Genomic DNA, 21,954 nt, shown 5'->3' with positions numbered 1-21,954 from the left:
ACGCAACGGCATCCGGGCTCGCCCTCAATGGACGGCGCCCGCCCGCCATCCTCAGCGATCAGGCGTTCCCGAGCATCATGACGAGGGAAAGACGGCCGTGGGCGACGTAGTCAACCTGAACCGGTTCCGTAAGCAGAAGGCCAAGGAAGAGCGGGCGGCCAAGGCGGCCGAGAACCGCGTCGTCCATGGCCGCACCAAGGCCGAGCGTACGGCCGAGCAGAAGCGCCAGGACAACCAGACGGCGGACCTGGACGGCAAGAAGCTGGAACCCGCGGACCAGGACGACTAGGACGGTAAGCCCGAACGGGTTCCACGCATCCCAGCCCAGGCGGCGATTGGCTCAGCTGTTCGCGGCAAAGGGCCGGAAGAAATTGATCGTGTTGCCGTCAGGGTCGCGGAATAGCATGGAGCGGTTGCCCCAAGGCATGTCCTTGGGCTGCTGCAGCCAATGGGTCACAAGGACGTCGATACGGTCACGCTCCCGATCGACGTCATCGACCTGAAATTCCAGGATCGCCGACTGGTTGGAACCGGCGACCCAATCCCCGCCGTGCATGAATTCACAGGCCTTGCGGCTGACCAGCGCCAGAATCGCGCCCCCGGGCCGAAACTCCACATAATCGTCGTTTCCGACCGGCGGCGTTGCCAGCAGCTTCTCATAGAAGGCCGCGAGCCGGGGCACATCCTCGCTCACAAGGCGCGTATAGGCGAACTTCATGGGGCATCCTCCGACTTGCAGGGTGAGGCCAGGGCCGTGATAGTGAACGCAATCGTTCTTATAGAACGGTACGGTGCCGTACTGTTTCGTGTCAAGAAAGGAAGGCAGCCCCATGTCGGTCCCAACACAGACCGTGGATAAGCGGGTCGAGCGCTCGAAAGCGAAGGTGCTGGCCGAGACCTACCGGCAGCTGGTGCAAAGCGGGATCGCCGGGGTGAGCGTCGACGAAGTCTCTCGCATCTCGGGGATTTCCAAGACGACAATCTATCGCCACTGGCCCTCGCGGTCGGCCTTGCTGATCGATGCCTGTTCCCGGCTGGGGGGCACGCCTGTCGCGCCCGACACCGGCAGCCTGCGGGGTGATGCCCGGGCCCTGCTCTCCCATCTCGCCCATCAGCTGCGGACGGCGAACTGGGCTTCGGTCTATCCCTCGATCATTGACGCGGCGGAACGCGATGCCGAGCTGAGCACCATGCAGGCAGCGCTGCACAAAACCTTCATGGCACCCTTTGAAGCCATCATAGAACGCGCCAAGGCCAAAGGAGAGGTCCCCAGGGACCACGTCACCAACGATGTCGTCGCCCTGCTGGTCGGGCCTTTCTTCTTCCGTCGCTGGTTCGCAAAGGAGGGAATGGACGATTGTTTCATCGACGCGGTCGTCGAAGCGGCACTTCGGTAGCCACAGCCAAGGTAACCGACCGCCCGCGTCACCGCGGGCGGTTCACGTGCCCCATCTTGCGGCCTGGCCGCGCCTCCGCCTTGCCGTAGAGGTGCAAGCGGGCGCCGGGTTCAGCCAGCAGGTCATGCCACTGGTCGGCGGCGTCGCCGATCAGGTTCTTCATCATGCAGGGCGCCATGATGTCGGTGGCGCCCAGGGGCAATCCGCAGACGGCGCGCACCAGTTGCTCGAACTGGCTGGTGGCGCAGAAATCCATGGTCCAGTGACCGGAGTTATGCGGCCGGGGCGCCACCTCGTTCACCAACACCCGACCGTCCGGCGTCACGAACATCTCCACCGCCAACAGGCCGACGACGCCCAGCGCCTCCGTCAGCGTCCGGGCGATGCGCGCGGCTTCGCCTGCGACGGCCGGAGTCACGGCCGCCGGCACCAGCGTCTCATCCAGGATGCCCTTGGCGTGGCGGTTCTCCACCACCGGGAAGGCAGCCATGACGCCATCGGCGCGGCGGGCGACGATGACCGACACCTCGCAGGCGAAGGTGACGAAACCCTCCAGCACGGCGCTGTCGGTGCGCAGCGACTGCCAGGCGGCAGCCAGGTCGCTGTCGGGCCCCAGGCGCACCTGGCCCTTGCCGTCGTACCCCATGCGGGCGGACTTGAGGATGGACGGCGTGCCCAGGTCGGCCACGGCGGCGCGCAGGGAGTCGACGCCGGTCACCGCGCGGAATGGCGCGGTGCCGATGCCGAGATTGTTGGCGAAGGTCTTCTCTTCCACGCGGTCCTGGGCCACGGCCAGAACGTGGGCGCCCGGGAAGGTCGGCACCCGGGCGGCCAGGAAATCGATGGTGGCCGTGGGGATGTTCTCCCACTCCAGCGTCACGACGTCGACGGCCTTGGCGAAGGCCTCCAGCGCCGCCCAGTCATCGAAGGCCGCCAGGGTCTCAACCGACACCACCTGGGCGCAGGGGCTGTCCCGGTCCGGCCCGTAGGCATGGGTGCGGTAACCCAGGTTGGCAGCGGCCAGCGCCGTCATGCGGCCCAGCTGGCCATTGCCCAGCATGCCGATGGTCGAACCCGGCGGGACGACGGTAAGGGGGGAAAGGGTCATTCCTCGTCCCGGGGTTCCAGGGCCACGCGATCGGTCTGGGCGGCGCGCCAGGCGTCCAGGGCGTCGGCCAGGCGCTTGTCGTTCAGCGCCAGGACGGCGGCGGCCAGCAGGGCGGCGTTGATGGCGCCGGCCTTGCCGATGGCCAGGGTGCCCACAGGGATGCCGCCCGGCATCTGCGCGATGGACAGCAGGCTGTCCATGCCCTTCAGCGCGTGGCTTTCCACCGGCACGCCGAACACGGGCAGCGGGGTCATGGCGGCCGCCATGCCCGGCAGGTGCGCGGCACCACCGGCGCCGGCGACAATAACCTTCAGGCCGCGGTCGCGGGCGGTGGTCGCGTAGTCGACCAGGCGGTGGGGGGTGCGGTGGGCGGAGACGATGCGCGTCTCGAACGGGACGCCCAATTCCTCAAGCACGGCGGCGCCGTGGCGCATGGTCGCCCAATCGGACTGGCTACCCATGATGATGCCGACCAGCGGCGCGCTTTCAGGCTTCTGGCTCACCGGTGTTGCTCCCCCCGGGCTAAAAGGAAGCGCCGGATTATAGGAGGGGGAAGCGCCCTTGCAAGTGCCCGCACCGCATGCCGGCCACGCCCGGACGGGGCCTGTCCAGGATGGGAAATGACATCAAGCGATGATGTCGGGCAGCAGTTCGCTCTCCAGGCGCGCGATCAAGTCCTTGAGCAGCAGCTTGCGCTTCTTCAGCCGCTGAATCTGCAACTGATCCACCGGGAACTGGCCCGTCAGGCGGGTGATGATGTCGTCGAGGTCACGATGCTCCACCCGAAGCGTCGCCAGCTTCTCCTTCAGGGTGTGTTGTTCAGTCATCCGTGCCTTTTAGCGTTCGCTGATCTCGATCACCGGGCGATCTATACCAGAAATCCGGCGATAGGGGTGCTGCCTTTCGGCATGCCTCTCGGCGATTGCGGGCAGGTCCGGTTTTCCTCAAACTCACGTCTCGATCATCATTTCGTCAAGGGATGGGCACGGGCATGAGCAGCGGCAAGCGCATCGGCATCCTGACCAGCGGCGGTGATTGCGCCGGCCTGAACGCCGTCATCCGCGCCGTGGTCCACCGCGCCGTCACCACCTACAGCTGGCAGGTGCTGGGCATCGAGGAGGGCACACACGGGCTGCTGGACCGGCCGGTGCGCCACCGCGTGCTGCTGCCGACGCATGTGGACGGGAACATCCTGCGCCAGGGCGGCACCGTGCTGGGCACGACCAACAAGGGCGATCCCTTCGCCTACCCCATGCCCGACGGGACGAAGAAGGACCGGTCGCAGGAAATCATCAGCGGCTGCAAGGAACTCGGCCTGGACGCGCTGATCGGCATCGGCGGCGACGGAAGCCTGGCCATCCTGCGTCGCCTGGCGCAGGAGGGCGGCCTGAACCTGGTGGGCATCCCCAAGACCATCGACAACGACCTGGGCCTGACCGAGGTCTCCGTCGGCTACGACACCGCCGTGGCCGTGGCGACGGAGGCGCTGGACCGCCTGCAGCCCACGGCCGCCAGCCACGCCCGCGTCATGGTGCTGGAGGTCATGGGACGGGACGCCGGCCACATCGCGCTGGCGGCCGGCATCGCCGGCGGTGCCGACGTCATCCTGCTGCCGGAGATCCCCTGGACAGTGGACGGCGTGGCCAACCGCATCCGCCAGATTCGCGCCCAGGGCCGCAACTTCGCCCTGGTGGTGGTGTCGGAGGCAGCCACCCTGCCGGGCGGCGGCAAGGCCCGGCAGGAATTCACCGATGGGCAGAAGCGCTATGGCGGCATCGGCAGCTACATCGGCCATCTGATCGCCGAGGCGACAGGGGCGGAAACCCGGGTCACCGTGCTGGGCCACGTGCAGCGCGGCGGGTCACCCAACCCCCGCGACCGGCTGATCGCGTCGGCCTTCGGCGTGCACGCCGTCGACCTGATCGCCAACGGCAAATACGACCGCATGGTGGCCTGGTCCAACCGCAAGGTCATCGACGTGCCCATCGCCGACGCCATCAAGGCTTATGCGGCGGTGGAGGTGGACGGCACTCTGGTACGCACGGCGCGCGGCCTGGGCATTTACGTGGGCGAGCCCCTTGCCTGACGACCGGGCGTCCGCACTCTGGCCCTACGCCCTGGCCGCCTATGCCCGGCCCGGCGTTGCCGAGGCGTGCCTGGCGGCGCAGGACGCGCACGGCGCCGACGTGCCGCTGTTGCTGTGGGGCTCCTGGGCGGCGGCGCGTGGCCACACCCTGACCGAGGCGGATCTGGCCGCCGCCGCGACAGTCGCCGCCCGCTGGCGCGCGCCCATCATCGCGCCGCTGCGCCAGGCCCGCCGTGCCTTGAAGACACTGGCGGCCGGCGCACCCGAGAACGAGGCCCTGCGCCAGGCGGTCAAGGCGGCGGAACTGGAGGCCGAGCGGCTGTACATGGCGACCTTGGAACAGCTCGCCGACGGCTGGCCGGCGCCCGCCCCGTCCTGCTCTCAAGCTTTGCGCGACAATCTGGCGCGTCTGCTGCCGCCGGAAGCGGCCCTGGTTACAGAGCGGTTACATAAGGCGCTTTCCTGACGGCGCGACGCCTATGGTACTGTCCCCGCCATCAAATCATTTCGCCTGGCATCAAATTTTCGGGCGGCCTTGATTTTGACCCCTTTGGGGTCCCTGGCCCGGTTGCCGTGGGCAGCGGCACCGGCCGGCAAGGGGACCCCGCAGGGCCCAACGACAACAACAGGTGATGGATCACATGTCCGGGGTACGCAGCCTTTCCACATCGGCCGCACTGGCCGCCCTGATCGCCGCCGCCGGCCTGGCCGGTTGCCAATCCACCGACACAAAGGTGCCGACGCCCCCAGCCGCCCTCCCGGCATCGGCCCCGCAGGGCGCCGGCATGCCGACCGCCCCTGGCTTGCCGGTGGTCGATAACGACGTCAACCCCTGCGAGAACTTCTTCCTGCACGCCTGCAGCGTGTGGAACAAGCGCAACCCCATCCCGGCGGACCAGCCGCGCTGGGGCACCTTCAACAAGCTGGCCGACGACAACCTGGCCCTGCTGCACGACGAGCTGGAGAAGCTGGCGGCCCATCCGACGCCCGAGAGCCAGCGCGTGGGCGATTTCTACGCCGCCTGCATGGACGAGAAGGGCATCGAGGCGCGGGGCCTGGCGCCGCTGCAGCCGCTGCTGGGCCGAATCAATGGCCTGAAGAGCAAGAGGGGCCTGACCAGCCTGCTGGTCGACCTGCACATCGCCGGCGTCAACGCCTTCCACCGCGTGGGCCAGCAGCAGGACTACAAGGACGCGACCCAGGTCATCGCCGGTGTCTACCAGGGCGGCCTGGGCCTGCCGGACAAGCCCTATTATTTCCGCGACGACGACAAGTCCAAGCAGCAGCGGGCCGCTTATGTCACCCACATCCAGAAGATGATGGAGCTGGCGGGCCTGCCCGACGCGGCCGCCAAGGCGCAGACGGTCATGGGCATCGAAACGCGCCTGGCCGACGCCTCGCTGGACCGCGTCGCCATGCGCGAGCCGGAGAACCGCTATCATCTCAAGACCGTCGCCGAGTTGCGGACGCTGGACCCGGCCATCGACTGGACGGCCTATATCCACGGCGCGGGCGTGAAGCCGCCGGCCACGCTGAACGTCAGCAACCCCGACTACATGAAGCGGGAAAACGAGCTGATCCACAGCCTGAGCCTGGCCGACATCAAGACCTATCTGACCTGGCGCACCCTCAGCGCCTATGCCAATTGGCTGCCCGACGCCTTCGTGCAGGAGAACTTCAACTTCTATGAGCGCACCATGCGCGGCGCCAAGGAGATGAAGCCCCGGTGGAAGCGCTGCGTCAGCGCCACCGACACCGCCCTGGGCGAGGATCTGGGCAAGTACTTCGTCGCCCGCGCCTTCGGGCCGGAGAAGAAGGCCCGCATGCTGCAGATGGTGGCGGACATCCGCAAGTCGCTGGATGAGACCTTCCCCACCCTGACCTGGATGAGCAAGGAGACCCAGGCCAAGGCGCACGCCAAGCTGGACGCCTTCACCGCCAAGATCGGCTATCCCGACAAGTGGCGGGACTACAGCGCCCTGACGGTCAGCCGCGGCGACGCCCTGGGCAACGCCCTGCGGGCCGAGTCGTTCGAGTTCCACTACGACATGGCCAAGATCGGCAAGCCGGTGGACAAGGGGGAATGGGGCATGACCCCGCCCACCGTCAACGCCTACTATTCCTCCACCCACAACGACATCAACTTCCCGGCCGGCATCCTGCAGCCGCCCTTCTTCGACAGCGCGGCCGACGATGCCGTGAACTACGGCGCCATCGGCGTGGTCATCGGCCATGAGATCAGCCACGGCTTCGACGACCAGGGCCGCAAGTTCGACGGCGACGGCAACCTGAAGGATTGGTGGACGGCCGACGACGCGGCCCAGTTCAAGACCCGCGCACAGTGCCTCGTCGACCAGTACGGCGGCTACGTCGCCGACGGCGACGTGAAGGAGAACGGCAAGCTGAAGCTGGGTGAGAACACCGCCGACAACGGCGGCATCCGTGTCGCCTACCGCGCCCTGATGGAACGGCTGGGGACGAAGAAGGATGAGAAGATCGGCGGCCTGACGGCGGCCCAGCGCTTCTTCTACGGCTTCGCCCAGGTCTGGTGCGGCGAGGCGCGGCCGGAATACCGGCGCCTGCAGGCCCAGACCGACCCGCACTCCCTGGGTGAGTACCGCGTGAACGGCACCCTCTCGAACATGAAGGAGTTCGCGGAGGCGTTTAACTGCAAACCCACCGACAAGATGGTGGCCGGCGAAAAAGCCTGCCGCGTCTGGTGACGGGCGTCTGACAGGGGCGCCGGTGCCACCCACCGGCGCCCCCCTTTCATTTCAAAAAACACAACGAAGGTGGAGCACCCCACATGAGCAAGCCTATCGCGGGGATTCTGAACCGGGCGGCGCCCATCGCCTTGGCCACCGCCCTGGTGGCGCTGCCTCTCGCGGCGCGGGCCTCCGATGCACCCAAGAAGGCGTCGGCCACCGAGGCGGCCCTGCCCCAGGTCGACGACTCGGTCGACCCCTGCCAGAACTTCTATCAGTACGCCTGCGGTCCGTGGATCAAGGCCAACCCCATTCCCAGCGACCAGTCGCGCTGGGGCAGCTTCAACTCCCTGCATGAGCGCAACCAGCAGATCCTGAAGGGCGCGCTGGAAGACATCGTCGCCCATCCCAACGCCGACAATCAGCGCGTGGGCGACTTCTACGCCGCCTGCATGGACGAGACCGGCGCGGACGCCAAGGGCGCCGCCCCCATCCAGCCGCTGCTGGACCAGGTCAAAGCGTTGTCGGGCAAGGAGCAGCTGCCGGCCCTGGTGGCGGCCCTGCACGATGTGGGTGTCGACGTGTTCTTCGGCTTCGGCTCGCAGGCGGATTTCCAGGACGCGCGCCAGGACATCGCCACCGTGCAGCAGGGCGGCTTGGGCATGTCCAACCGCGACTACTACTTCCTTGAAGGCGCCAAGTTCGACGGCATCCGCCAGGCCTATGTGCAGCACGTGTCACGCGTCTTCCAGCTGCTGGGCGACGCCCCGGCGGCGGCCGATGCCAAGGCCCAGGTGGTGATGCGCATGGAGACCGATCTGGCCAAGGTGTCGCTCACCCTGGCGGAACTCAACGATCCGCAGCAGACCAATCATAAGGAACCGGTGGCGACGCTGGCCAAGCTGGCGCCCAGCTTCAACTGGGACGCCTATTTCAAAGCGACCGGCGCGCCGGCGTTCAAGACGCTGAACGTCGCCGAGCCCGGCTTCCTGGAGAAAGGCATGGAGTCGGTCCTGGCCGGCGCCTCGGTCGACGATGTGAAGACCTACCTGTCCTGGCACGTGGCCCACGCCTACTCCAGCCGCCTGTCCAAGGCCTTCGTGGAGGAGCGCTTCAGCTTCTATTCCAAGAAGCTGCGCGGCGTGGAACAGAACCTGCCGCGTTGGAAGCGCTGCGTCATGGAGACGGACAACGCGCTGGGCGAGGATCTGGGCAAGTATTATGTGAAGACCGCGTTCGGCGCGGGCCAGAAAGCCAAGATGCTGACCATGGTGAAGAACCTGAAGGCGGCGTATTCGGTCGATATCGACCAGCTGGACTGGATGAGCGCCGAAACCAAGAAGCGCGCGCACGAAAAGCTGGACGCCATCGTCGACAAGATCGGCTACCCCGACAAGTGGCGCGACTATTCCTCCGTCGTGACCAAGAAGGACGACCTGGTGGGCAACGTGGAACGCGCCACCGTGTTCGAGACCAAGCGCCAGCTGGCCAAGATCGGCAAGCCGCATGATCGGTCGGAATGGCTGATGAGCCCGCCGACCGTGAACGCCTATTACGATCCGACCGAGAACGACATCAACTTCCCGGCCGGCATCCTGCAGCCGCCCTTCTATTTCGCGGGTGCCGACGACGCCATCAACTACGGCGCCATCGGCGCGGTCATCGGCCATGAGATGACCCACGGCTTCGACGACCAGGGCCGCCAGTACGACAAGGACGGCAACCTGAAGGATTGGTGGACGGCCGACGACGCCAAGAAGTTCGAGGCCCGCGCCCAGTGCGTGGTGGATGAGTACGACGGATTCGTCGCCATCGACGACGTCCACCTGAACGGCAAGGCCACGCTGGGCGAGAACCTGGCCGACAATGGCGGCCACGCCATCGCCCTGAAGGCCCTGATGGCCACCCTGAAGGGCAAGGCCGCCAAGAAGGACGGCCGCTTCACCACCGAGCAGAAGTTCTTCCTGGGCTACGCCCAGGTGTGGTGCAGCAACCAGCGCGACGACGCAAAGCGCGACCAGGCGATCACCGACGTCCATTCCCTGTCGGAGTACCGGGTGAACGGCGTCGTCTCCAACAATCCGGAGTTCGCCAAGGCCTTCAACTGCAAGGCCGACGCTCCCATGAACCGCGGCGCCAAGGCCTGCAAGGTCTGGTAAGCGGCCGGAATCCCCGTGGCTTCCCCGGAAGCCGCGGGGCCGAGTCTCAAAGGAAGCGCCCCGCCAGCCCTGTGCTGGCGGGGCTTTTTCCTGGCTGGGCGGCGATCACGGCCGAATCGCGCTCAAGCCGCAAGAAATCGTAAAACCGCAAAACAAAAACCGCGCCTTCATTCAGGCGCGGTTTTTGGTTCTGATGGCCGGCGAACCGGCCACAGGGCAGAAACGCTTTATTAGCCCTGGCGGGCCTTGAAGCGCGGGTTCTGCTTGTTGATGACGTACACGCGACCCTTGCGGCGGATGACGCGGCAAGCCTTGTGGCGGGTCTTCATCGACTTCAGGGAGTTCACGATCTTCATGATTTGGACTCGGGCACTTGGATTGGATCACGGTTCGAGGCCGGGAAAATAGTAAGGGCCGGCCCCGCTGTCAACCTGAGTCATATCGTAAAATCGATCAGCTGATATCCGCCGGCTTCAACACGTAAAAACGATAGAGGCGGATGCCGGCATCCAGCACCGCCACGCGGCGGGCCCACAGCTCCACCTCCTCCACCACCGCGATCTTGGTCTCGTGATCCATGCTGTGCTGTTCCAGGTGGGTCACCAGCCCCTGGATGGCGGTCAGGATGAGGCTACGGTGCAGGTCGGACAAATCCTCGGTGATGCGGATGTCCAGGTTGCGCTGCTGCAGGCCCTGGGCGTACTGGTCCACCGTCCAGGGATGAGGCTCAACCGGTTCATGGTCCAGCCAGCCCTTAAAGACGGGACCGCTGGCCTTGGCCTTGTCCAGGACGTAGTCGGTGAACAGGAAATGGCCGCGCGGCTTCAGCGCCGCCTCCACCGCATCCAGCAGGCCGTCCTTGTTGCGGACGGTGTAGAAGCCCTCTTTGGCGAACACGGCGTCCACGCGCTTGGGCCAGGAGAAGGTTTCCGGGTCGAAGGGCTGGATGGGCGCCTGGCGGGCCATGCCGGCCTTGTGCGAGCGGAACATGCCGGCCTCCGCCAGCACGGGATTGGATTCCAACCCCGTCACCCAGGCGCCGAACTGCGAGGCCATGCTGCGGGTGGACCCGCCCAGGCCAGCGGCCAGATCCAGCACGCTCATGGCCGGGTTCAGGCCTAGGGGCTTGACCAGGGTGGGGATGTGTTCGTTGCCGCCGGGGGTGGCGTAGCCGTCGCCCCAAATCTTTTCCGCCACCTGCACGCGGGTGGCCGTCCACAGGGGTTTGCCGGAGCGGTTCAGCGTGCGCCGGTCGGTGGAGGACTGGGGCGACTGCTTGGCGGAACCGCCCTGGGCGCCGCCGTCCCCCTGCTCCTCATCGGCACGCGGACGGCGGCTGAGCACCGCAGCCAAGTCGTAGCCTTCCCACCAGGCGACGAAGCGATCCTTCAGGGTCGCTTGCGGCAAGGTCGCCGGTGGCAGCGCCGCACCCTTCGAGCCCTGCTGGGCAGACATGCGTGGAACCAGCCCCGTGGAACATTAATGCGGAAACATATTGTACAGCCATTGCGTGACGGTTGAAATGGCCATGCTGAAACGCGCGCGCGGCCCGTTAACACCTGGACAGGCGGAAATTTGCCTCCCCCTATGCTCCTGTACGCCGTGCGCGCCGTGAATACGCTACGGCACCAGCGCTTTACGTTGCACACTTGTCCCCGGTCCCCGCATGCCACCCGCCACACCAGATAGGCCCATGACCGAGTCGGATCTCAACCGGGTGCTGCTCGTCGAGGACACCGCCCCCCTGGCGCGGGTCTACACCGAATACCTGCATAGCGAGGGGTACGAGGTGGAGCACCAGGAAACGGGGGCCCAGGCGCTGGAAAGCCTGCGCCTGCGGCAGCCGGGCGCCCTGGTGCTGGACCTGAAGCTGCCGGACATCGATGGGCTGGAGGTGCTGCGCACCGCGCGGGAGAGCCACCCCGACCTGCCGGTCATCGTGGTGACGGCCCACGGCTCCATCAGCGTGGCGGTGGAGGCCATGCGCGACGGCGCCTTCGATTTCCTGGTGAAGCCCTTCACCGCGGCTCGCCTGATCGTCACCGTGCGCAACGCGCTGGAGCGGCGGCGCCTGACCCGCATCGTCGCCCATTACCGACGAGAGCTGGACCGGGGCAGCTTTCATTCCTTCGTCGGCGCCTCCACCCCCATGCAGACTGTCTACCGCCTGATCGAAAGCGTGGCGCCCAGCCGGGCCAGCGTCTTCCTCACGGGCGAGAGCGGCACGGGCAAGGAGTTGGCAGCCGACGCCATCCACCGCTGCAGCCCCCGCCGCGACCATCCCTTCATCGCCATCAACTGCGCCGCCATCCCCAAGGATCTTCTGGAAAGCGAGATCTTCGGCCATGTGAAAGGCGCCTTCACGGGGGCGGTCGGCGACCGCGCGGGCGCCGCGCGCCAGGCCGACGGCGGCACCCTGTTCCTGGACGAGGTGTGCGAGATGCCGATGGAGCTGCAGGCCAAGATCCTGCGCTTCGTCCAGACCGGCACCTTCCAGCCGGTGGGCGGCACGCAGATGGAGAAGGTGGACGTCCGCTTCATTTCCGCCACCAACCGCGATCCGCTGGCCGAGGTGGCGGCCGGCCGGTTCCGCGAGGATTTGTACTACCGCCTGCACGTGGTTCCCATCCACCTGCCGCCCTTGCGCGAGCGGGAGGGCGACGTCTGCCTGATCGCCCGCCACTTCCTTGCGGACATGGCGAAGGAGGAGGGCAAGGCCTTCCAGCGCCTGGACAGCGATGCCGAATCGGCGCTGATGGCCTATGACTTCCCCGGCAACGTCCGGCAGCTGCAGAACATCCTGCGCAACGTGGTCGTCCTGAACGACGGGGCCGCCGTCACCCGCGCCATGTTGCCGGAACCGCTGCGCAGCGCCACGGCGGACGCCACAGCGCGCCGGAACCCGCCTGAGTCCGCCGCCGCACCATCCCCGGAGAGGCCGCCGGCCGGAGAGGCCGCCGCGGACCCGCTGGCCTCCTCAACCGAGGTCGTGCCCCTGTGGCAGCTGGAAAAGCAGGCGATTCAACGTGCGCTTGCGCTGACGGGCGACGATGTGCCCCGGGCCGCGGCGCTGTTGGAAATCAGCCCGTCGACCATTTATCGCAAGCTTCAGCAGTGGAAAATTAAGATCACCGGCTGATCAAAGAAGAGCCCCCATATCTGGGGCCCGGGCGCCAGAATTGCTACCCGTTATTGCGGCCTGTTCAGGTTGATGGCGCAAGTGCGCCCAGCGGGGCGCAGCTACCTCCGAAATGACTTGGGCATCTGGCATCGCATGGCTGGTGCAGTCCCGTTTTTTTCGGTATAAGCTCCCACACAGGAGAGAATCCTGCGCAGCCAGATCCGGCTTGGGAGGGGCGCGTGTTAGGGCCTTTCCTTGCGACCGGTGCCCCCGGCCAAGCACTTTATCGACTACATTCGAGTTCAAATCACATGTATGAGCGCCGTTCTCCGCAGAGCCCGCAGATCACCCGCCGGGGCGTCAACGCCACCGTCAAGTGGTACAACCCCACGAAAGGTTTTGGTTTCGTGACCCTGTCCGACGGGTCGCCGGACGCCTTCTTGCACGCTTCCGTCGTGCAGGCCTTCGGCCATGACAGCCTGGCGGACGGCACCACCATCAATTGCGACCTGTCCCAGGGCCAGAAGGGCCCGCAGGTTGCCGCCATCCACAGCGTGGATGAGTCCACTGCCACCCCCGGCGGCGGCGGCGGCATGGGCGGTGGCATGGGCGGCGGTCGCCGCGACAGCTTCGGTGGTGGCGCCCCGCGCCGCGCCGGCGGCTGGGAAGCCAGCGGCCCGACCGAGACCGTTGAAGGCACTGTGAAGTTCTACAGCGCCGACAAGGGCTTCGGTTTCGTGACCCCCGATGGCGGCGGGAAGGACGTGTTCGTCCACATCACCGCGCTGGAGCGTTCGGGCGTCCGCGCCCTGACGCCGGAGCAGCGGGTGCGCCTGACGACCAGCATGGGTCAGAAGGGTCCGCAGGCCAATCGCGTGGAAGTCCTCTAATCCATCCGATCTGGTAGAACGGGATTGACGGCGCCGGGAAACCCCGGCGCCGGATTTCCTGTTTCCTGACAGATGGATTCGTCCTCGACCCGCTGGCACCTGGCAATATCCCTTTCGGGATCAGCCGGGTGTCGGCGTTGGGGAGCTTAATTCGCGGGCCGGAGACACGGAACGCGCCGTCCAGCCGGACGGCGCGTTTTGTTTTGCCCCCATGGTAGCGGTAGCAGGGCGCGACGGCGTGTCTCCCCCCCTTGGCTGCCTCTCCCCTGTTTCCTGGCCGGCGGCGGCATGCCATTGTTGCGGCATGCATAAAAAGCCCCGGCAGCTCGCCCCCGCCTTCACCCGCCGCCCAATCAGCGCCGCCCTTCTGGCCGGCGCACTGGTCCTGGCACCGCTGGCGGCGGTCGGCCCGGCCCATGCCCAGGGTGGCGACCCGGAACTGGCCTCGCCCTTCACGCCACGACCGGTGGTGCGCACCAAGTCGGACATGGTGGTGGCGGCGAACCCGCTGGCGGCGGAGGCCGGGCACGCCATGCTGCGACAGGGCGGCAGCGCCGTGGACGCGGCCATCGCCGTGCAACTGGTGCTGGGCCTGGTCGAGCCGCAATCCTCCGGACTGGGCGGTGGCGGCTATATGCTGATCTGGGTTCCCAAGACCAAGAAGCTGGTGTCCCTGGATGGACGGGAAACGGCGCCCGCAGGGTCCGCCGCCGATCGCTTCGTCGGCCCCGACGGCCGGCCCATGCCGCTGATGCGCGCCTTCGACGGCGGCCGCGCCGTGGGCACCCCCGGCATCCCCGCCCTGCTGGCGGAGGCGCACAAGCGCTATGGCAAGCTGCCCTGGGCCACCCTGTTCCAGCCGGCCATCCAGCTGGCCCGCGACGGCTTCGTCGTCAGCCCGCGCCTGGCCCTGTTGCTGAAGGGGCTGACGCCGCAGCTGAAGGACCGGCCCGACATGCTGGCCCTGTTCTTCCATGCCGGGCCCGACGGCAGCCTGACACCGCTGCAGGCCGGGGAGACTTTCCGCAACCCGGCCATGGCCCACACGCTGGAGGTGTTGGCCGCGCAGGGCCCCGATGCCTACTACCACGGCATCCTGGGCCAGGATCTGGCCAAGCACCTGGCCGACAGCGCCCTCCCCGCTAACACACCCGGGGGGGCTCCCGCCCTGGTCACCGCCCAGGATCTGGCGGCTTACAAGGTCGAGGAACGCGATCCCCTGTGCACGCCCTACCGCCAGTGGACGGTGTGCAGCATGGGCCCCAGCAGTTCCGGCGGCATCGCCATCGTGGAGATGCTGGGCCTGCTGGAACATTTCGACATGAAGGGCCTGGGCAAGGACTCCCCCACCGCCTGGCACCTGATGGTGGAGGCCAGCCGCCTGGCCTACGCCGACCGCGACCTCTATGTCGGCGATCCCGCCTTCGTCACCGTGCCCAAGGGGCTGCTGGACAAGGGCTACCTGGCCGAGCGCGCCAAGCTGATCGACCCGGCGCACGCGGCCAAGGGCCCCGTGTCCGCCGGCGTGCCACCGCAGAAGCAGGGTGCGCTGTACGGCCCCGGATGGCAGGCGGATATTCCATCGACCTCGCACATGTCCCTGATGGACGACAGCGGCATGGCCGTGTCCTTCACCACGTCGGTGGAGTTCGCCTTCGGCTCGGGCATGGCGGTGGACGGCTATGTGCTGAACAACCAGCTGACCGACTTCTCCTTCATCCCCACCAGCCCGGGCACAGGCCTACCCGTGGCCAACGCCGTGGCGGCGGGCAAGCGTCCGCGATCGTCCATGGCGCCCACCATCGTCTTCGATCGGGCGGGCAAGCCCCTGCTGCTGGTTGGCTCGCCCGGCGGGCCGGCCATCATCGGCTATGTCGCGGAAACCATCGTGGCGGCGCTGGACTGGGGCCTGGACGCGCAGGAGGCGGTCAGCCTGCCGCGCATCGTCAACCGCAACGGCACCACCGCCTTGGAAAGCGGCCCCTGGGCCCCGTCCCTGAAGGCTGGGCTGGAAGCACTGGGCCAGACGGTGGAGCTTAAGTCCATGCCCAGCGGCCTGCACGTCATCAAGCGCACCGCCACCGGCCTGGAAGGCGGCGTAGATCCCCGCCGCGAGGGGCTGGCGGCGGGGGACTGAAGCGCCGCCGCCATTTTCATTTTTTGACTAGGCCGCGTCTGCGGCCGCCGGAGCGAGCACCGAGGGGCGCAGCGAGGACAAGGCAAGCGGGCGCATGCCCGCGCCCGCCGCTTGAGGGGACTCAGATCAAACCTCAAGCCGCCGAGCGGGCGGCTTGGGCCATGATGTCGTTGGCGGTGGGCACGCGGCCCATGCCAGACTTCGCGCGCTTGGCCGCCATGGGCAGGATGGGGGCGGTGATGGTGCCGCCCTCGGCCGCGCGGCGCACGCTGCGCGCCACCTTGCTGTAGGCGCCGGTCTCGATCTGGCGGATTCGTTCCTTGCTGACGCCGTAATGCTGGGCCAGCCGCTCCAGCGTCACCGGTTCGTCCGCCAGGTTGCGGGAAATGAAGATGTGGCGCTCGCGGTCGCCCAGCGCCTTCAACGCATCCAGCATGAGGCCCTTACGCTGGCGCAGCTCACTGCCTTCGGCCAGGCGGCTTTCCACCGATTCGGTATCGTCGGCCAGCAGGTCCATGGCCTCTTGGTCATTATCCTCGCCCATGGAGACATTCAGGGAGGCGACGGGGGTGGCGAAGCGATGCTCCATCTCCCGCACTTCCTCCACCGTGGCGTCCATCTCCACCGCGATGCGCTCCGCCTCCTCGTCCGTCATCATGCGGTCGTGGACGCCCAGCCGGCGCTGGGCTTGGCGCAGGTTGAAGAACAAGCGCTTCAGGGCGGCGGTGTTGCCCCCCTTCAGCATGGACCAATTGTGCAGGACGTAGGACTGCACCTCCGCCCGGATCCACCACAGCGCGTAGGTGGCGAGGCGGAAACCGCGCGACGGGTCGAACCGCTGCACCGCCTTCACCAAGCCGATGTTGGCCTCAGACACCAGGTCACCCACGGGCAGGCCGGACCGGGCATAACGGGAGGCGATCTTGATGGCCAGCCGCATATGACTGTGCACCAGCTCGTCGGCGGCGCGCTGGTCCTGGCTGGCGGTCCAGCGGTTGGCCAGCTCAAGCTCACGCTCGGGCGACAGCATGGGATAGCGGTTGGCCTGGGCCGTGTAGGCCCGCAGCAGGTCGACCGACTCAGAAGAGAATGAACCCATCGCCCGTCCCCTTTCAGTACCGTCCTGGCCGCACATCGGCGCCGGACTTGGCCCAGAGTGAGGTGGTGGGGGCAGCAAAACCGACGCGCCCCGTTCACCACGCTGTCATCTTTTGCTGGGACATCTAAAGATTGGGTTAACAGCCTTGAACAAGCACGCGGCATACCCAACGCCCTTTCAACCGCCGCCGCGAACGGATGGTTCCGGCGCGCTTGGCGCCTCTGCGGCGGGCCACCCGAAGTGAATGTCATCATGCAAGCCTTGCCCGCCGTGCCCGGCTGCGGCAGCATCCCGGGATAAGCAATCACTAACCGCCGGGCCGGACGCCGCAGCGCCGCCGCCGGGGACACCTTGGGAGATGAGAAGATGAGTCAAGCCGCGGTCCTGGTGGAGGACGGGAACGGGGTCCGCACCCTGGTGCTGAACCGGCCGGAGAAGCGCAACGCCCTGACCGGTGCCATGTATTCGGCCCTGGCCGAGGCCCTGACCGGCGCCGCCACGGATGACGCCGTGGGCGCGGTGCTGATCCAGGGATCGGGCGGCAGCTTCACCGCCGGCAACGACCTGGCGGACTTCCTGGCCGGACCGCCGCTGTCAGCCGACACCCCGGTGATGCGCTTCCTGCGCGCGCTGGCCACATTCCCCAAGCCCGTGGTGGCGGCGGTGGAAGGCCACGCGGTGGGCGTCGGCACCACCCTGCTGATGCATTGCGACCTGGTCTACGCCGCCCCCACCGCGCACTTCGCCATGCCCTTCGTCAGCCTGGGCCTGGTCCCGGAGGCGGGTTCCAGCGTGCTGGCCGCCCGGCTGCTGGGCCACCCCCGCGCCGCCGCCATGCTGATGGCGGGTGAGGCGCTGACGGCCGACGCGGCGGAGGCGGCGGGTCTGATCAACGCCGTCATCCCCACGGAAACGCTTTATGAGCATGCGGCGGCCAAGGCGGCGGCGCTGGCGGCCAAGCCACGCGCGGCCATGGCCAACACCAAGGCCCTGATGCGCCATGATACGCCCCAGGTGCTGGAGGCCATGGCGCGTGAGGCCACCCTCTTCGCCCAGGCACTGACCAGCCCCGAGGCCAAGGCCGCCTTCCAGGCCTTCCTGTCCAAAAGCCGCTGATGGGGCTATCCCGCCCGTGTCCCTGAGCGTCTGGGATGCGGGCGGGCCGCGCCTCGGGCATCGCCCCGTTGACACCATCGGTCCTGTCCGGACCAGAAACACAAAAGCCGCGTCCGGTTGCCCGTCGCGGCTTTAACGTACTGATCTTGCTGGGGAAGGATGGTGGGCGCGACAGGGATTGAACCTGTGACCCCTACCATGTCAAGGTAGTGCTCTCCCGCTGAGCTACGCGCCCATCCTTCGAAATCCGCCGATTTTTGCGGGGCCCCGTTGCCGGGGTCATCGGCGTGGGCGGCTGTGTAGCATCGCCCGAACCGGCTGGCAACCCTTCTGTTTCATCAAATCGAAAATTTTCTTCCCCGGGCCGCTGAAGGCCGACGACCGCCTTGAAGACATAGGGCAGACGCCGTGGGCGAACGCCGTCGTCGCGGGGAACTGAAAGGTCGCAATGGAACCGTGGGGTTCATCTCCCCCAGCCGTGGTGACGCTACCGGTGCCCCACACGCAGCTCACCGCGCGCAGTGGGCGGCCGGGGCGCCAAAACAGTCCGCGTCACTTGGGGTACAGGATGGGTCGGTCGGATCTCCCCCAGCAGACAGCGGCGGAAAAGGCCCAGGACCCCGGAAATAAAGAAGGCCGCGCCTATCGGCGCGGCCTTGAGTTTAGGGAGGAAACGCCCAAGAAGTGCGTTACGACAGAACCACAATCGCGGCCATGTCGCACTGCACAATATGCCGATCGAGGGCCGGTTGATCAAGCGGAAAATGCACCACGGGCGAAGAATCTTGATTATTCAGTCGATTGCCTGGGGCCAGTGAAAATCGGCTTACTCCGACCGTTGTGCGACGCAACACATTGATTCAAGAGAACATCATGTAATTGCGTTACATCGCAAGAGCGCCCTATGCCCCAATTTTCTTACACCAATGATATTGACAGCGCTGTCTCCGCCACGCTCTAAGTCGGGTGCGGAAAACGCGCGCGGGCGGGGTTTCCCCCCGGGCGCGTCCCCTATCTGTATAATGGGGTACGCATCCCGGCGGCCGGATATAAGGCCGGCCGGTCGGTGGAACGGGAAGGAAACGGAAAAGGAAGGCGTCACCCATGCAGGGCCTCTCGCTCTTGGCGGACATCGGCGGCACCAACGCCAGGTTTGCCCTCTCCGAATCCTCGGAAACGGCGCCGCACGATGCCCACGCCGCCAGCATCTCGGGCGTGCGCATCCTGCCCTGCGCCGACTACCCCTCGCTGGAAGCGGCAGCGGAGGCCTATCTGGCACTGGAGGCGCCGGGCGCCCGGCCCAAGCAGGCCGCCATTGCCCTGGCGGGGCCCGTAACCGGCGACCGCATCCGCATGACCAACCTGCCGTGGGAATTCTCGATCGACGGCGTGCGCCGCTCGCTGTCGCTGGACCGACTGGAGGTCGTCAACGACTTCACCGCTGTGGCCCTGTCCATTCCCGCCCTGGGCCCCGACGACCGGGCGCAGGTAGGGGACGGCGCGCCCGTGGCGGACGCACCCATCGCCGTCCTGGGCCCGGGCAGCGGCCTGGGCGTCTCATCCCTGATTCCACGCAAGCGCAGCAACGGCCAGCCCGGCTGGACCGCGCTGGCGACGGAAGGCGGCCACGTCACCATGGCCCCGGTGAATGACCGGGAGTCGGCCATCCTGGCGGTGCTGCGCAAGCAGTTCGACCATGTGTCGGCGGAACGCGTGCTGTCCGGCCCCGGCCTGGTCAACCTGTATGAGGCCGTGTGCCTGGCCGACGGCAAGGAGCCGGCGCGCCTGACCGCCGCCCAGGTCACGGCGGCGGCCACCACCCATGCCGGCGACCCGGCCTGTATCGAGGCGCTGGAAACCTTCTGCGGCATGCTGGGTACCGTGGCCGGCAACCTGGCCCTGTCCATCGGCGCGCGCGGCGGTGTCTACATCGCCGGCGGCATCGCGCCGCGCATCCTGTCCTTCTTCACCCACAGCCGCTTCCGCAAGCGCTTCGTGGAAAAGGGCCGCATGCGCGACTATCTGGGTCCCATCCCCACCTACGTGGTGACCCACCCGCTGCCTGCTTTCCTGGGCCTGACGGCCAAGCTGGACGGCTAAAAAGAAAAGAGCGCCACGGGCCCCGCGGCGCTCTTTTCTTTTTAGCTCCAGGAGCTCTCTCACCCGATCTCTGCATCCCCGGGCGGCACCTCGCCCCAGCGGCGCAGTCGACCGCTGTCGATGTCGAACAGGTCCAGGATGCGGCCGACGGTATGATCCACCAGCTCGTCCACGCTGGCCGGCCGGATGTACATGGCCGGCACCGGCGGGGCGATGATGGCCCCCATCTCGGCCAGCGCCGTCAAGGTGCGCAAATGGCCCAGGTGCAGGGGCGTTTCCCGCACCATCAGCACCAGGCGCCGCCGTTCCTTCAGCACCACGTCCGCCGCCCGGGTCAGCAGGCTGGAGGTCACGCCGGTGGCGATCTCGCTCATGGTGCGGATGGAACAGGGCGCGATGACCATGCCCAGGGTGCGGAAGCTGCCGCTGGAGATGGATGCCCCCACGTCGGCGATGGCGTGGTTGACATCCGCCAGGGCCCGCACCTCGGCGGGCTTCATATCCGTCTCATGCGCCAGCGTCATCTCCGCCGAGCGGCTCATCACCAGGTGGGTTTCGATGGGCAGGGAGCGCAGGGTTTCCAGCAGGCGCACGCCGTATCGCACGCCGGAGGCGCCGCTGATGCCGACGATGAGGCGGGAGGGGGCGTTGGTCATGATGCTGGGATGTAGCGCCGCCCCGGCGCCGCCGTCCACCGGAATTGTTTTTGGATGAAACAACGGCCGTCAGGACGGACGCGCCATTATCTCCCAATCGTGAAGGGTCATGTCGCGACGGCGGACTTAAAGGGACACCGTCGTGGACCTATGTTCATGGGCGTGCCGTTAACCATGGCCTCTCAAGCCATCCCCAGAAGGAACGGGTTCGACCATGACCACCACTCCCGATCTTTTCGCGCCCGCCCATATCGGCGCCATCCCCGTCGCCAACCGCATCGCCATGGCGCCCCTGACGCGGGCCCGCGCCGGCATGGACGGGGTGCACACCCCCCTGGCCGTGGACTACTACCGCCAGCGCGCCACCGCCGGCCTGATCATCACCGAGGCCACCAACATCTCGCGCCAGGGGCGCGGCTACGCCTATACGCCCGGCATCTACACGCCGGAGCATGTGACGGCGTGGAAGGCGGTGACGGACGCCGTGCACCAGGCTGGCGGCCACATCGTGCTGCAGCTGTGGCACGTGGGCCGCATCTCCCACACCAGCCTGCAAGAGGGCGGGGCCGCCCCGGTGGCGCCCAGCGCCCTGCAGGCAGGCGGTGAGACCTATGTCGAGAACGGCTTCGCCCAGCCCTCCCCGCCCCGTGCCCTGGAGACGGCAGAGATCGCCGGCATCATCGACGACTACCGCAACGCCGCCCGCAACGCCAAGGCCGCCGGCTTCGACGGGGTGGAGGTGCACTCCGCCAACAACTACCTGCTGGAGCAGTTCATCCGCGACAGCACCAACCACCGCACCGACCGCTATGGCGGCAGTGTGGAGAACCGCACCCGCCTGACGGTGGAGGTGGCCCAGGCCGTGGCTGAGATCTGGGGATCGGACCGGGTGGGCGTGCGCCTGTCGCCCATCACCCAGGCGGCGGGCAACACCCCCCTGGACAGCGACCCCAACGGCACCTACGGCTTCCTGGCCGAGCGTCTGGGTGAGTTGAACCTGGCCTATCTACATTGCGTGGAAGGGCAGACGCGCGGTCCCAATGGTGCCCAGAACTTCGACTTCCAGGCCCTGCGGAAAAAGTTCGGCGGCGGCTATATCGCCAACAACGGCTATGACCGCGACTTGGCGGCCCGCACCATCGCCGAGGGCCGTGCCGACATGGTGGCCTTCGGCCGTCCCTTCATCGCCAACCCCGACCTGGTGCACCGCCTGAAGACCGGCGCACCCCTGGCGCAGGCCCCGCAGGAGGCGTTCTACGGCGGCGGTGCCAAGGGCTACACGGACTGGCCCAGCGCTGCTTGACGCCGTTTGCCTCAACACCGGCATGACATCCTCATGCCGGTGGGGTGCGCGTGGAATTTCCGGAAAGGAAAAGGGCG

At 67.3% G+C, this 21,954-nt stretch carries 19 protein-coding genes, 1 tRNA gene and 1 pseudogene; 12 read left to right on the top strand and 9 right to left on the bottom strand.

The window, feature by feature from the left end; all coding sequences use genetic code 11:
- Positions 1-97: 97 nt before the first annotated feature.
- Positions 98-289: a DUF4169 family protein gene (locus FBZ87_RS17135; RefSeq protein WP_145611559.1), complete on the top strand. Its 192-nt coding sequence runs from the start codon at positions 98-100 to the stop codon at positions 287-289.
- Between the two features lie 51 nt (positions 290-340).
- Here FBZ87_RS17135 and FBZ87_RS17130 read toward each other — a convergent pair whose 3' ends face one another.
- Positions 341-718 (bottom strand): VOC family protein, encoded by a 378-nt coding sequence (locus FBZ87_RS17130; protein ID WP_145611557.1) that lies wholly within the window; start codon positions 716-718, stop codon positions 341-343.
- A gap of 112 nt (positions 719-830) precedes the next feature.
- Between FBZ87_RS17130 and FBZ87_RS17125 the strand changes: the two genes are divergently transcribed.
- Positions 831-1,397, top strand: a complete 567-nt coding sequence (locus FBZ87_RS17125; RefSeq protein WP_246134444.1) for a TetR/AcrR family transcriptional regulator — start codon at positions 831-833, stop codon at positions 1,395-1,397.
- A 28-nt stretch (positions 1,398-1,425) separates the two neighbouring features.
- Here FBZ87_RS17125 and FBZ87_RS17120 read toward each other — a convergent pair whose 3' ends face one another.
- From FBZ87_RS17120 to FBZ87_RS17110, 3 genes are all read right to left on the bottom strand, one after another.
- Positions 1,426-2,505 carry a 5-(carboxyamino)imidazole ribonucleotide synthase gene (locus FBZ87_RS17120; RefSeq protein ID WP_145611556.1) on the bottom strand — a complete coding sequence of 360 codons (1,080 nt, stop codon included), beginning with the start codon at positions 2,503-2,505 and terminating at the stop codon, positions 1,426-1,428.
- On the bottom strand, positions 2,502-2,966 hold the full coding sequence (gene purE / locus FBZ87_RS17115; protein WP_040848330.1) for a 5-(carboxyamino)imidazole ribonucleotide mutase: 465 nt from the start codon (positions 2,964-2,966) through the stop codon (positions 2,502-2,504). Before purE ends, FBZ87_RS17120 begins: the two co-directional genes overlap by 4 nt.
- A gap of 165 nt (positions 2,967-3,131) precedes the next feature.
- Positions 3,132-3,332, bottom strand: a complete 201-nt coding sequence (locus FBZ87_RS17110; protein WP_040848320.1) for a YdcH family protein — start codon at positions 3,330-3,332, stop codon at positions 3,132-3,134.
- Positions 3,333-3,496: 164 nt separating this feature from the next.
- Here FBZ87_RS17110 and FBZ87_RS17100 point away from each other — a divergent pair, with 164 nt between their 5' ends.
- From FBZ87_RS17100 to FBZ87_RS17085, 4 genes are all read left to right on the top strand, one after another.
- The gene (locus FBZ87_RS17100) at positions 3,497-4,591 is read left to right on the top strand and encodes an ATP-dependent 6-phosphofructokinase (protein ID WP_145611554.1); all 1,095 of its coding nucleotides are present in this window, start codon (positions 3,497-3,499) and stop codon (positions 4,589-4,591) included.
- Positions 4,584-5,057 carry a TIGR02444 family protein gene (locus tag FBZ87_RS17095; protein WP_211106971.1) on the top strand — a complete coding sequence of 158 codons (474 nt, stop codon included), beginning with the start codon at positions 4,584-4,586 and terminating at the stop codon, positions 5,055-5,057. Before FBZ87_RS17100 ends, FBZ87_RS17095 begins: the two co-directional genes overlap by 8 nt.
- A gap of 175 nt (positions 5,058-5,232) precedes the next feature.
- Positions 5,233-7,314, top strand: coding sequence for a M13 family metallopeptidase (locus FBZ87_RS17090; protein ID WP_246134443.1), 2,082 nt, complete (start codon positions 5,233-5,235; stop codon positions 7,312-7,314).
- Positions 7,315-7,397: 83 nt separating this feature from the next.
- Entirely contained in the window at positions 7,398-9,455 is a 2,058-nt protein-coding gene (locus tag FBZ87_RS17085) for a M13 family metallopeptidase (protein WP_246134442.1), read from the top strand.
- A gap of 230 nt (positions 9,456-9,685) precedes the next feature.
- On the opposite strand, the gene ykgO is transcribed toward FBZ87_RS17085, so the two are convergent.
- Positions 9,686-9,811 (bottom strand): type B 50S ribosomal protein L36, encoded by a 126-nt coding sequence (ykgO, locus tag FBZ87_RS17080; protein WP_012973122.1) that lies wholly within the window; start codon positions 9,809-9,811, stop codon positions 9,686-9,688.
- Between the two features lie 97 nt (positions 9,812-9,908).
- Positions 9,909-10,910, bottom strand: coding sequence for a methyltransferase domain-containing protein (locus FBZ87_RS17075; RefSeq protein WP_145611550.1), 1,002 nt, complete (start codon positions 10,908-10,910; stop codon positions 9,909-9,911).
- Positions 10,911-11,148: 238 nt separating this feature from the next.
- On the opposite strand from FBZ87_RS17075, the gene FBZ87_RS17070 reads away from it, so the two are divergent.
- The 3 genes from FBZ87_RS17070 (at position 11,149) to ggt (ending at position 15,603) form a co-directional block, all read left to right on the top strand.
- Complete coding sequence (locus FBZ87_RS17070) at positions 11,149-12,594, top strand: sigma-54-dependent transcriptional regulator (protein ID WP_145611548.1); 1,446 nt, start codon at positions 11,149-11,151, stop codon at positions 12,592-12,594.
- Between the two features lie 293 nt (positions 12,595-12,887).
- Entirely contained in the window at positions 12,888-13,466 is a 579-nt protein-coding gene (locus tag FBZ87_RS17065; protein ID WP_145611547.1) for a cold-shock protein, read from the top strand.
- A 304-nt stretch (positions 13,467-13,770) separates the two neighbouring features.
- A complete protein-coding gene (gene ggt, locus FBZ87_RS17060) occupies positions 13,771-15,603 on the top strand; it encodes a gamma-glutamyltransferase (RefSeq protein ID WP_246134441.1) in 1,833 nt (610 codons plus the stop codon).
- Positions 15,604-15,736: 133 nt separating this feature from the next.
- Here the strand turns inward: ggt and FBZ87_RS17055 are convergent, their stop codons facing one another.
- Positions 15,737-16,702 (bottom strand): RNA polymerase factor sigma-32, encoded by a 966-nt coding sequence (locus FBZ87_RS17055; protein ID WP_145611545.1) that lies wholly within the window; start codon positions 16,700-16,702, stop codon positions 15,737-15,739.
- 366 nt (positions 16,703-17,068) lie between these two features.
- Between FBZ87_RS17055 and FBZ87_RS17050 the strand changes: the two genes are divergently transcribed.
- Complete coding sequence (locus tag FBZ87_RS17050; protein WP_145611543.1) at positions 17,069-17,818, top strand: enoyl-CoA hydratase-related protein; 750 nt, start codon at positions 17,069-17,071, stop codon at positions 17,816-17,818.
- A 160-nt stretch (positions 17,819-17,978) separates the two neighbouring features.
- Here the strand turns inward: FBZ87_RS17050 and FBZ87_RS17045 are convergent.
- Positions 17,979-18,053: transfer RNA gene (locus FBZ87_RS17045), tRNA-Val, on the bottom strand.
- Between the two features lie 866 nt (positions 18,054-18,919).
- Here FBZ87_RS17045 and FBZ87_RS17040 point away from each other — a divergent pair.
- A pseudogene (locus FBZ87_RS17040) lies at positions 18,920-19,918 on the top strand (glucokinase); the annotation flags it as partial.
- A 59-nt stretch (positions 19,919-19,977) separates the two neighbouring features.
- On the opposite strand, the gene FBZ87_RS17035 reads toward FBZ87_RS17040, so the two are convergent.
- The gene (locus FBZ87_RS17035) at positions 19,978-20,574 is read right to left on the bottom strand and encodes a UbiX family flavin prenyltransferase (RefSeq protein ID WP_145611541.1); all 597 of its coding nucleotides are present in this window, start codon (positions 20,572-20,574) and stop codon (positions 19,978-19,980) included.
- 214 nt (positions 20,575-20,788) lie between these two features.
- On the opposite strand from FBZ87_RS17035, the gene FBZ87_RS17030 reads away from it, so the two are divergent.
- Positions 20,789-21,877 carry an alkene reductase gene (locus tag FBZ87_RS17030; RefSeq protein WP_145611539.1) on the top strand — a complete coding sequence of 363 codons (1,089 nt, stop codon included), beginning with the start codon at positions 20,789-20,791 and terminating at the stop codon, positions 21,875-21,877.
- Positions 21,878-21,954 lie beyond the last annotated feature (77 nt).

The sequence above is a fragment of the Nitrospirillum amazonense genome (genome assembly GCF_007828035.1).
GTDB classification, from domain to species: Bacteria; Pseudomonadota; Alphaproteobacteria; order Azospirillales; family Azospirillaceae; genus Nitrospirillum; species Nitrospirillum amazonense.
Note: the sequence above shows the minus strand (reverse complement) of the source record. Positions and strands in the feature narration are given on the sequence as shown.

What these genes read in the sequence shown, in the direction of transcription:
- FBZ87_RS17130 (WP_145611557.1), bottom strand. Translation starts at nt 718, where the DNA reads ATGAAGTTCGCCTATACGCGCCTTGTGAGCGAGGATGTGCCCCGGCTC.
- FBZ87_RS17125 (WP_246134444.1), top strand. Translation starts at nt 831, where the DNA reads ATGTCGGTCCCAACACAGACCGTGGATAAGCGGGTCGAGCGCTCGAAA.
- FBZ87_RS17120 (WP_145611556.1), bottom strand. Translation starts at nt 2,505, where the DNA reads ATGACCCTTTCCCCCCTTACCGTCGTCCCGCCGGGTTCGACCATCGGC.
- purE (WP_040848330.1), bottom strand. Translation starts at nt 2,966, where the DNA reads ATGGGTAGCCAGTCCGATTGGGCGACCATGCGCCACGGCGCCGCCGTG.
- FBZ87_RS17110 (WP_040848320.1), bottom strand. Translation starts at nt 3,332, where the DNA reads ATGACTGAACAACACACCCTGAAGGAGAAGCTGGCGACGCTTCGGGTG.
- FBZ87_RS17100 (WP_145611554.1), top strand. Translation starts at nt 3,497, where the DNA reads ATGAGCAGCGGCAAGCGCATCGGCATCCTGACCAGCGGCGGTGATTGC.
- FBZ87_RS17090 (WP_246134443.1), top strand. Translation starts at nt 5,233, where the DNA reads ATGTCCGGGGTACGCAGCCTTTCCACATCGGCCGCACTGGCCGCCCTG.
- FBZ87_RS17085 (WP_246134442.1), top strand. Translation starts at nt 7,398, where the DNA reads ATGAGCAAGCCTATCGCGGGGATTCTGAACCGGGCGGCGCCCATCGCC.
- ykgO (WP_012973122.1), bottom strand. Translation starts at nt 9,811, where the DNA reads ATGAAGATCGTGAACTCCCTGAAGTCGATGAAGACCCGCCACAAGGCT.
- FBZ87_RS17075 (WP_145611550.1), bottom strand. Translation starts at nt 10,910, where the DNA reads ATGTCTGCCCAGCAGGGCTCGAAGGGTGCGGCGCTGCCACCGGCGACC.
- FBZ87_RS17070 (WP_145611548.1), top strand. Translation starts at nt 11,149, where the DNA reads ATGACCGAGTCGGATCTCAACCGGGTGCTGCTCGTCGAGGACACCGCC.
- FBZ87_RS17065 (WP_145611547.1), top strand. Translation starts at nt 12,888, where the DNA reads ATGTATGAGCGCCGTTCTCCGCAGAGCCCGCAGATCACCCGCCGGGGC.
- ggt (WP_246134441.1), top strand. Translation starts at nt 13,771, where the DNA reads ATGCATAAAAAGCCCCGGCAGCTCGCCCCCGCCTTCACCCGCCGCCCA.
- FBZ87_RS17055 (WP_145611545.1), bottom strand. Translation starts at nt 16,702, where the DNA reads ATGGGTTCATTCTCTTCTGAGTCGGTCGACCTGCTGCGGGCCTACACG.
- FBZ87_RS17050 (WP_145611543.1), top strand. Translation starts at nt 17,069, where the DNA reads ATGAGTCAAGCCGCGGTCCTGGTGGAGGACGGGAACGGGGTCCGCACC.
- FBZ87_RS17035 (WP_145611541.1), bottom strand. Translation starts at nt 20,574, where the DNA reads ATGACCAACGCCCCCTCCCGCCTCATCGTCGGCATCAGCGGCGCCTCC.
- FBZ87_RS17030 (WP_145611539.1), top strand. Translation starts at nt 20,789, where the DNA reads ATGACCACCACTCCCGATCTTTTCGCGCCCGCCCATATCGGCGCCATC.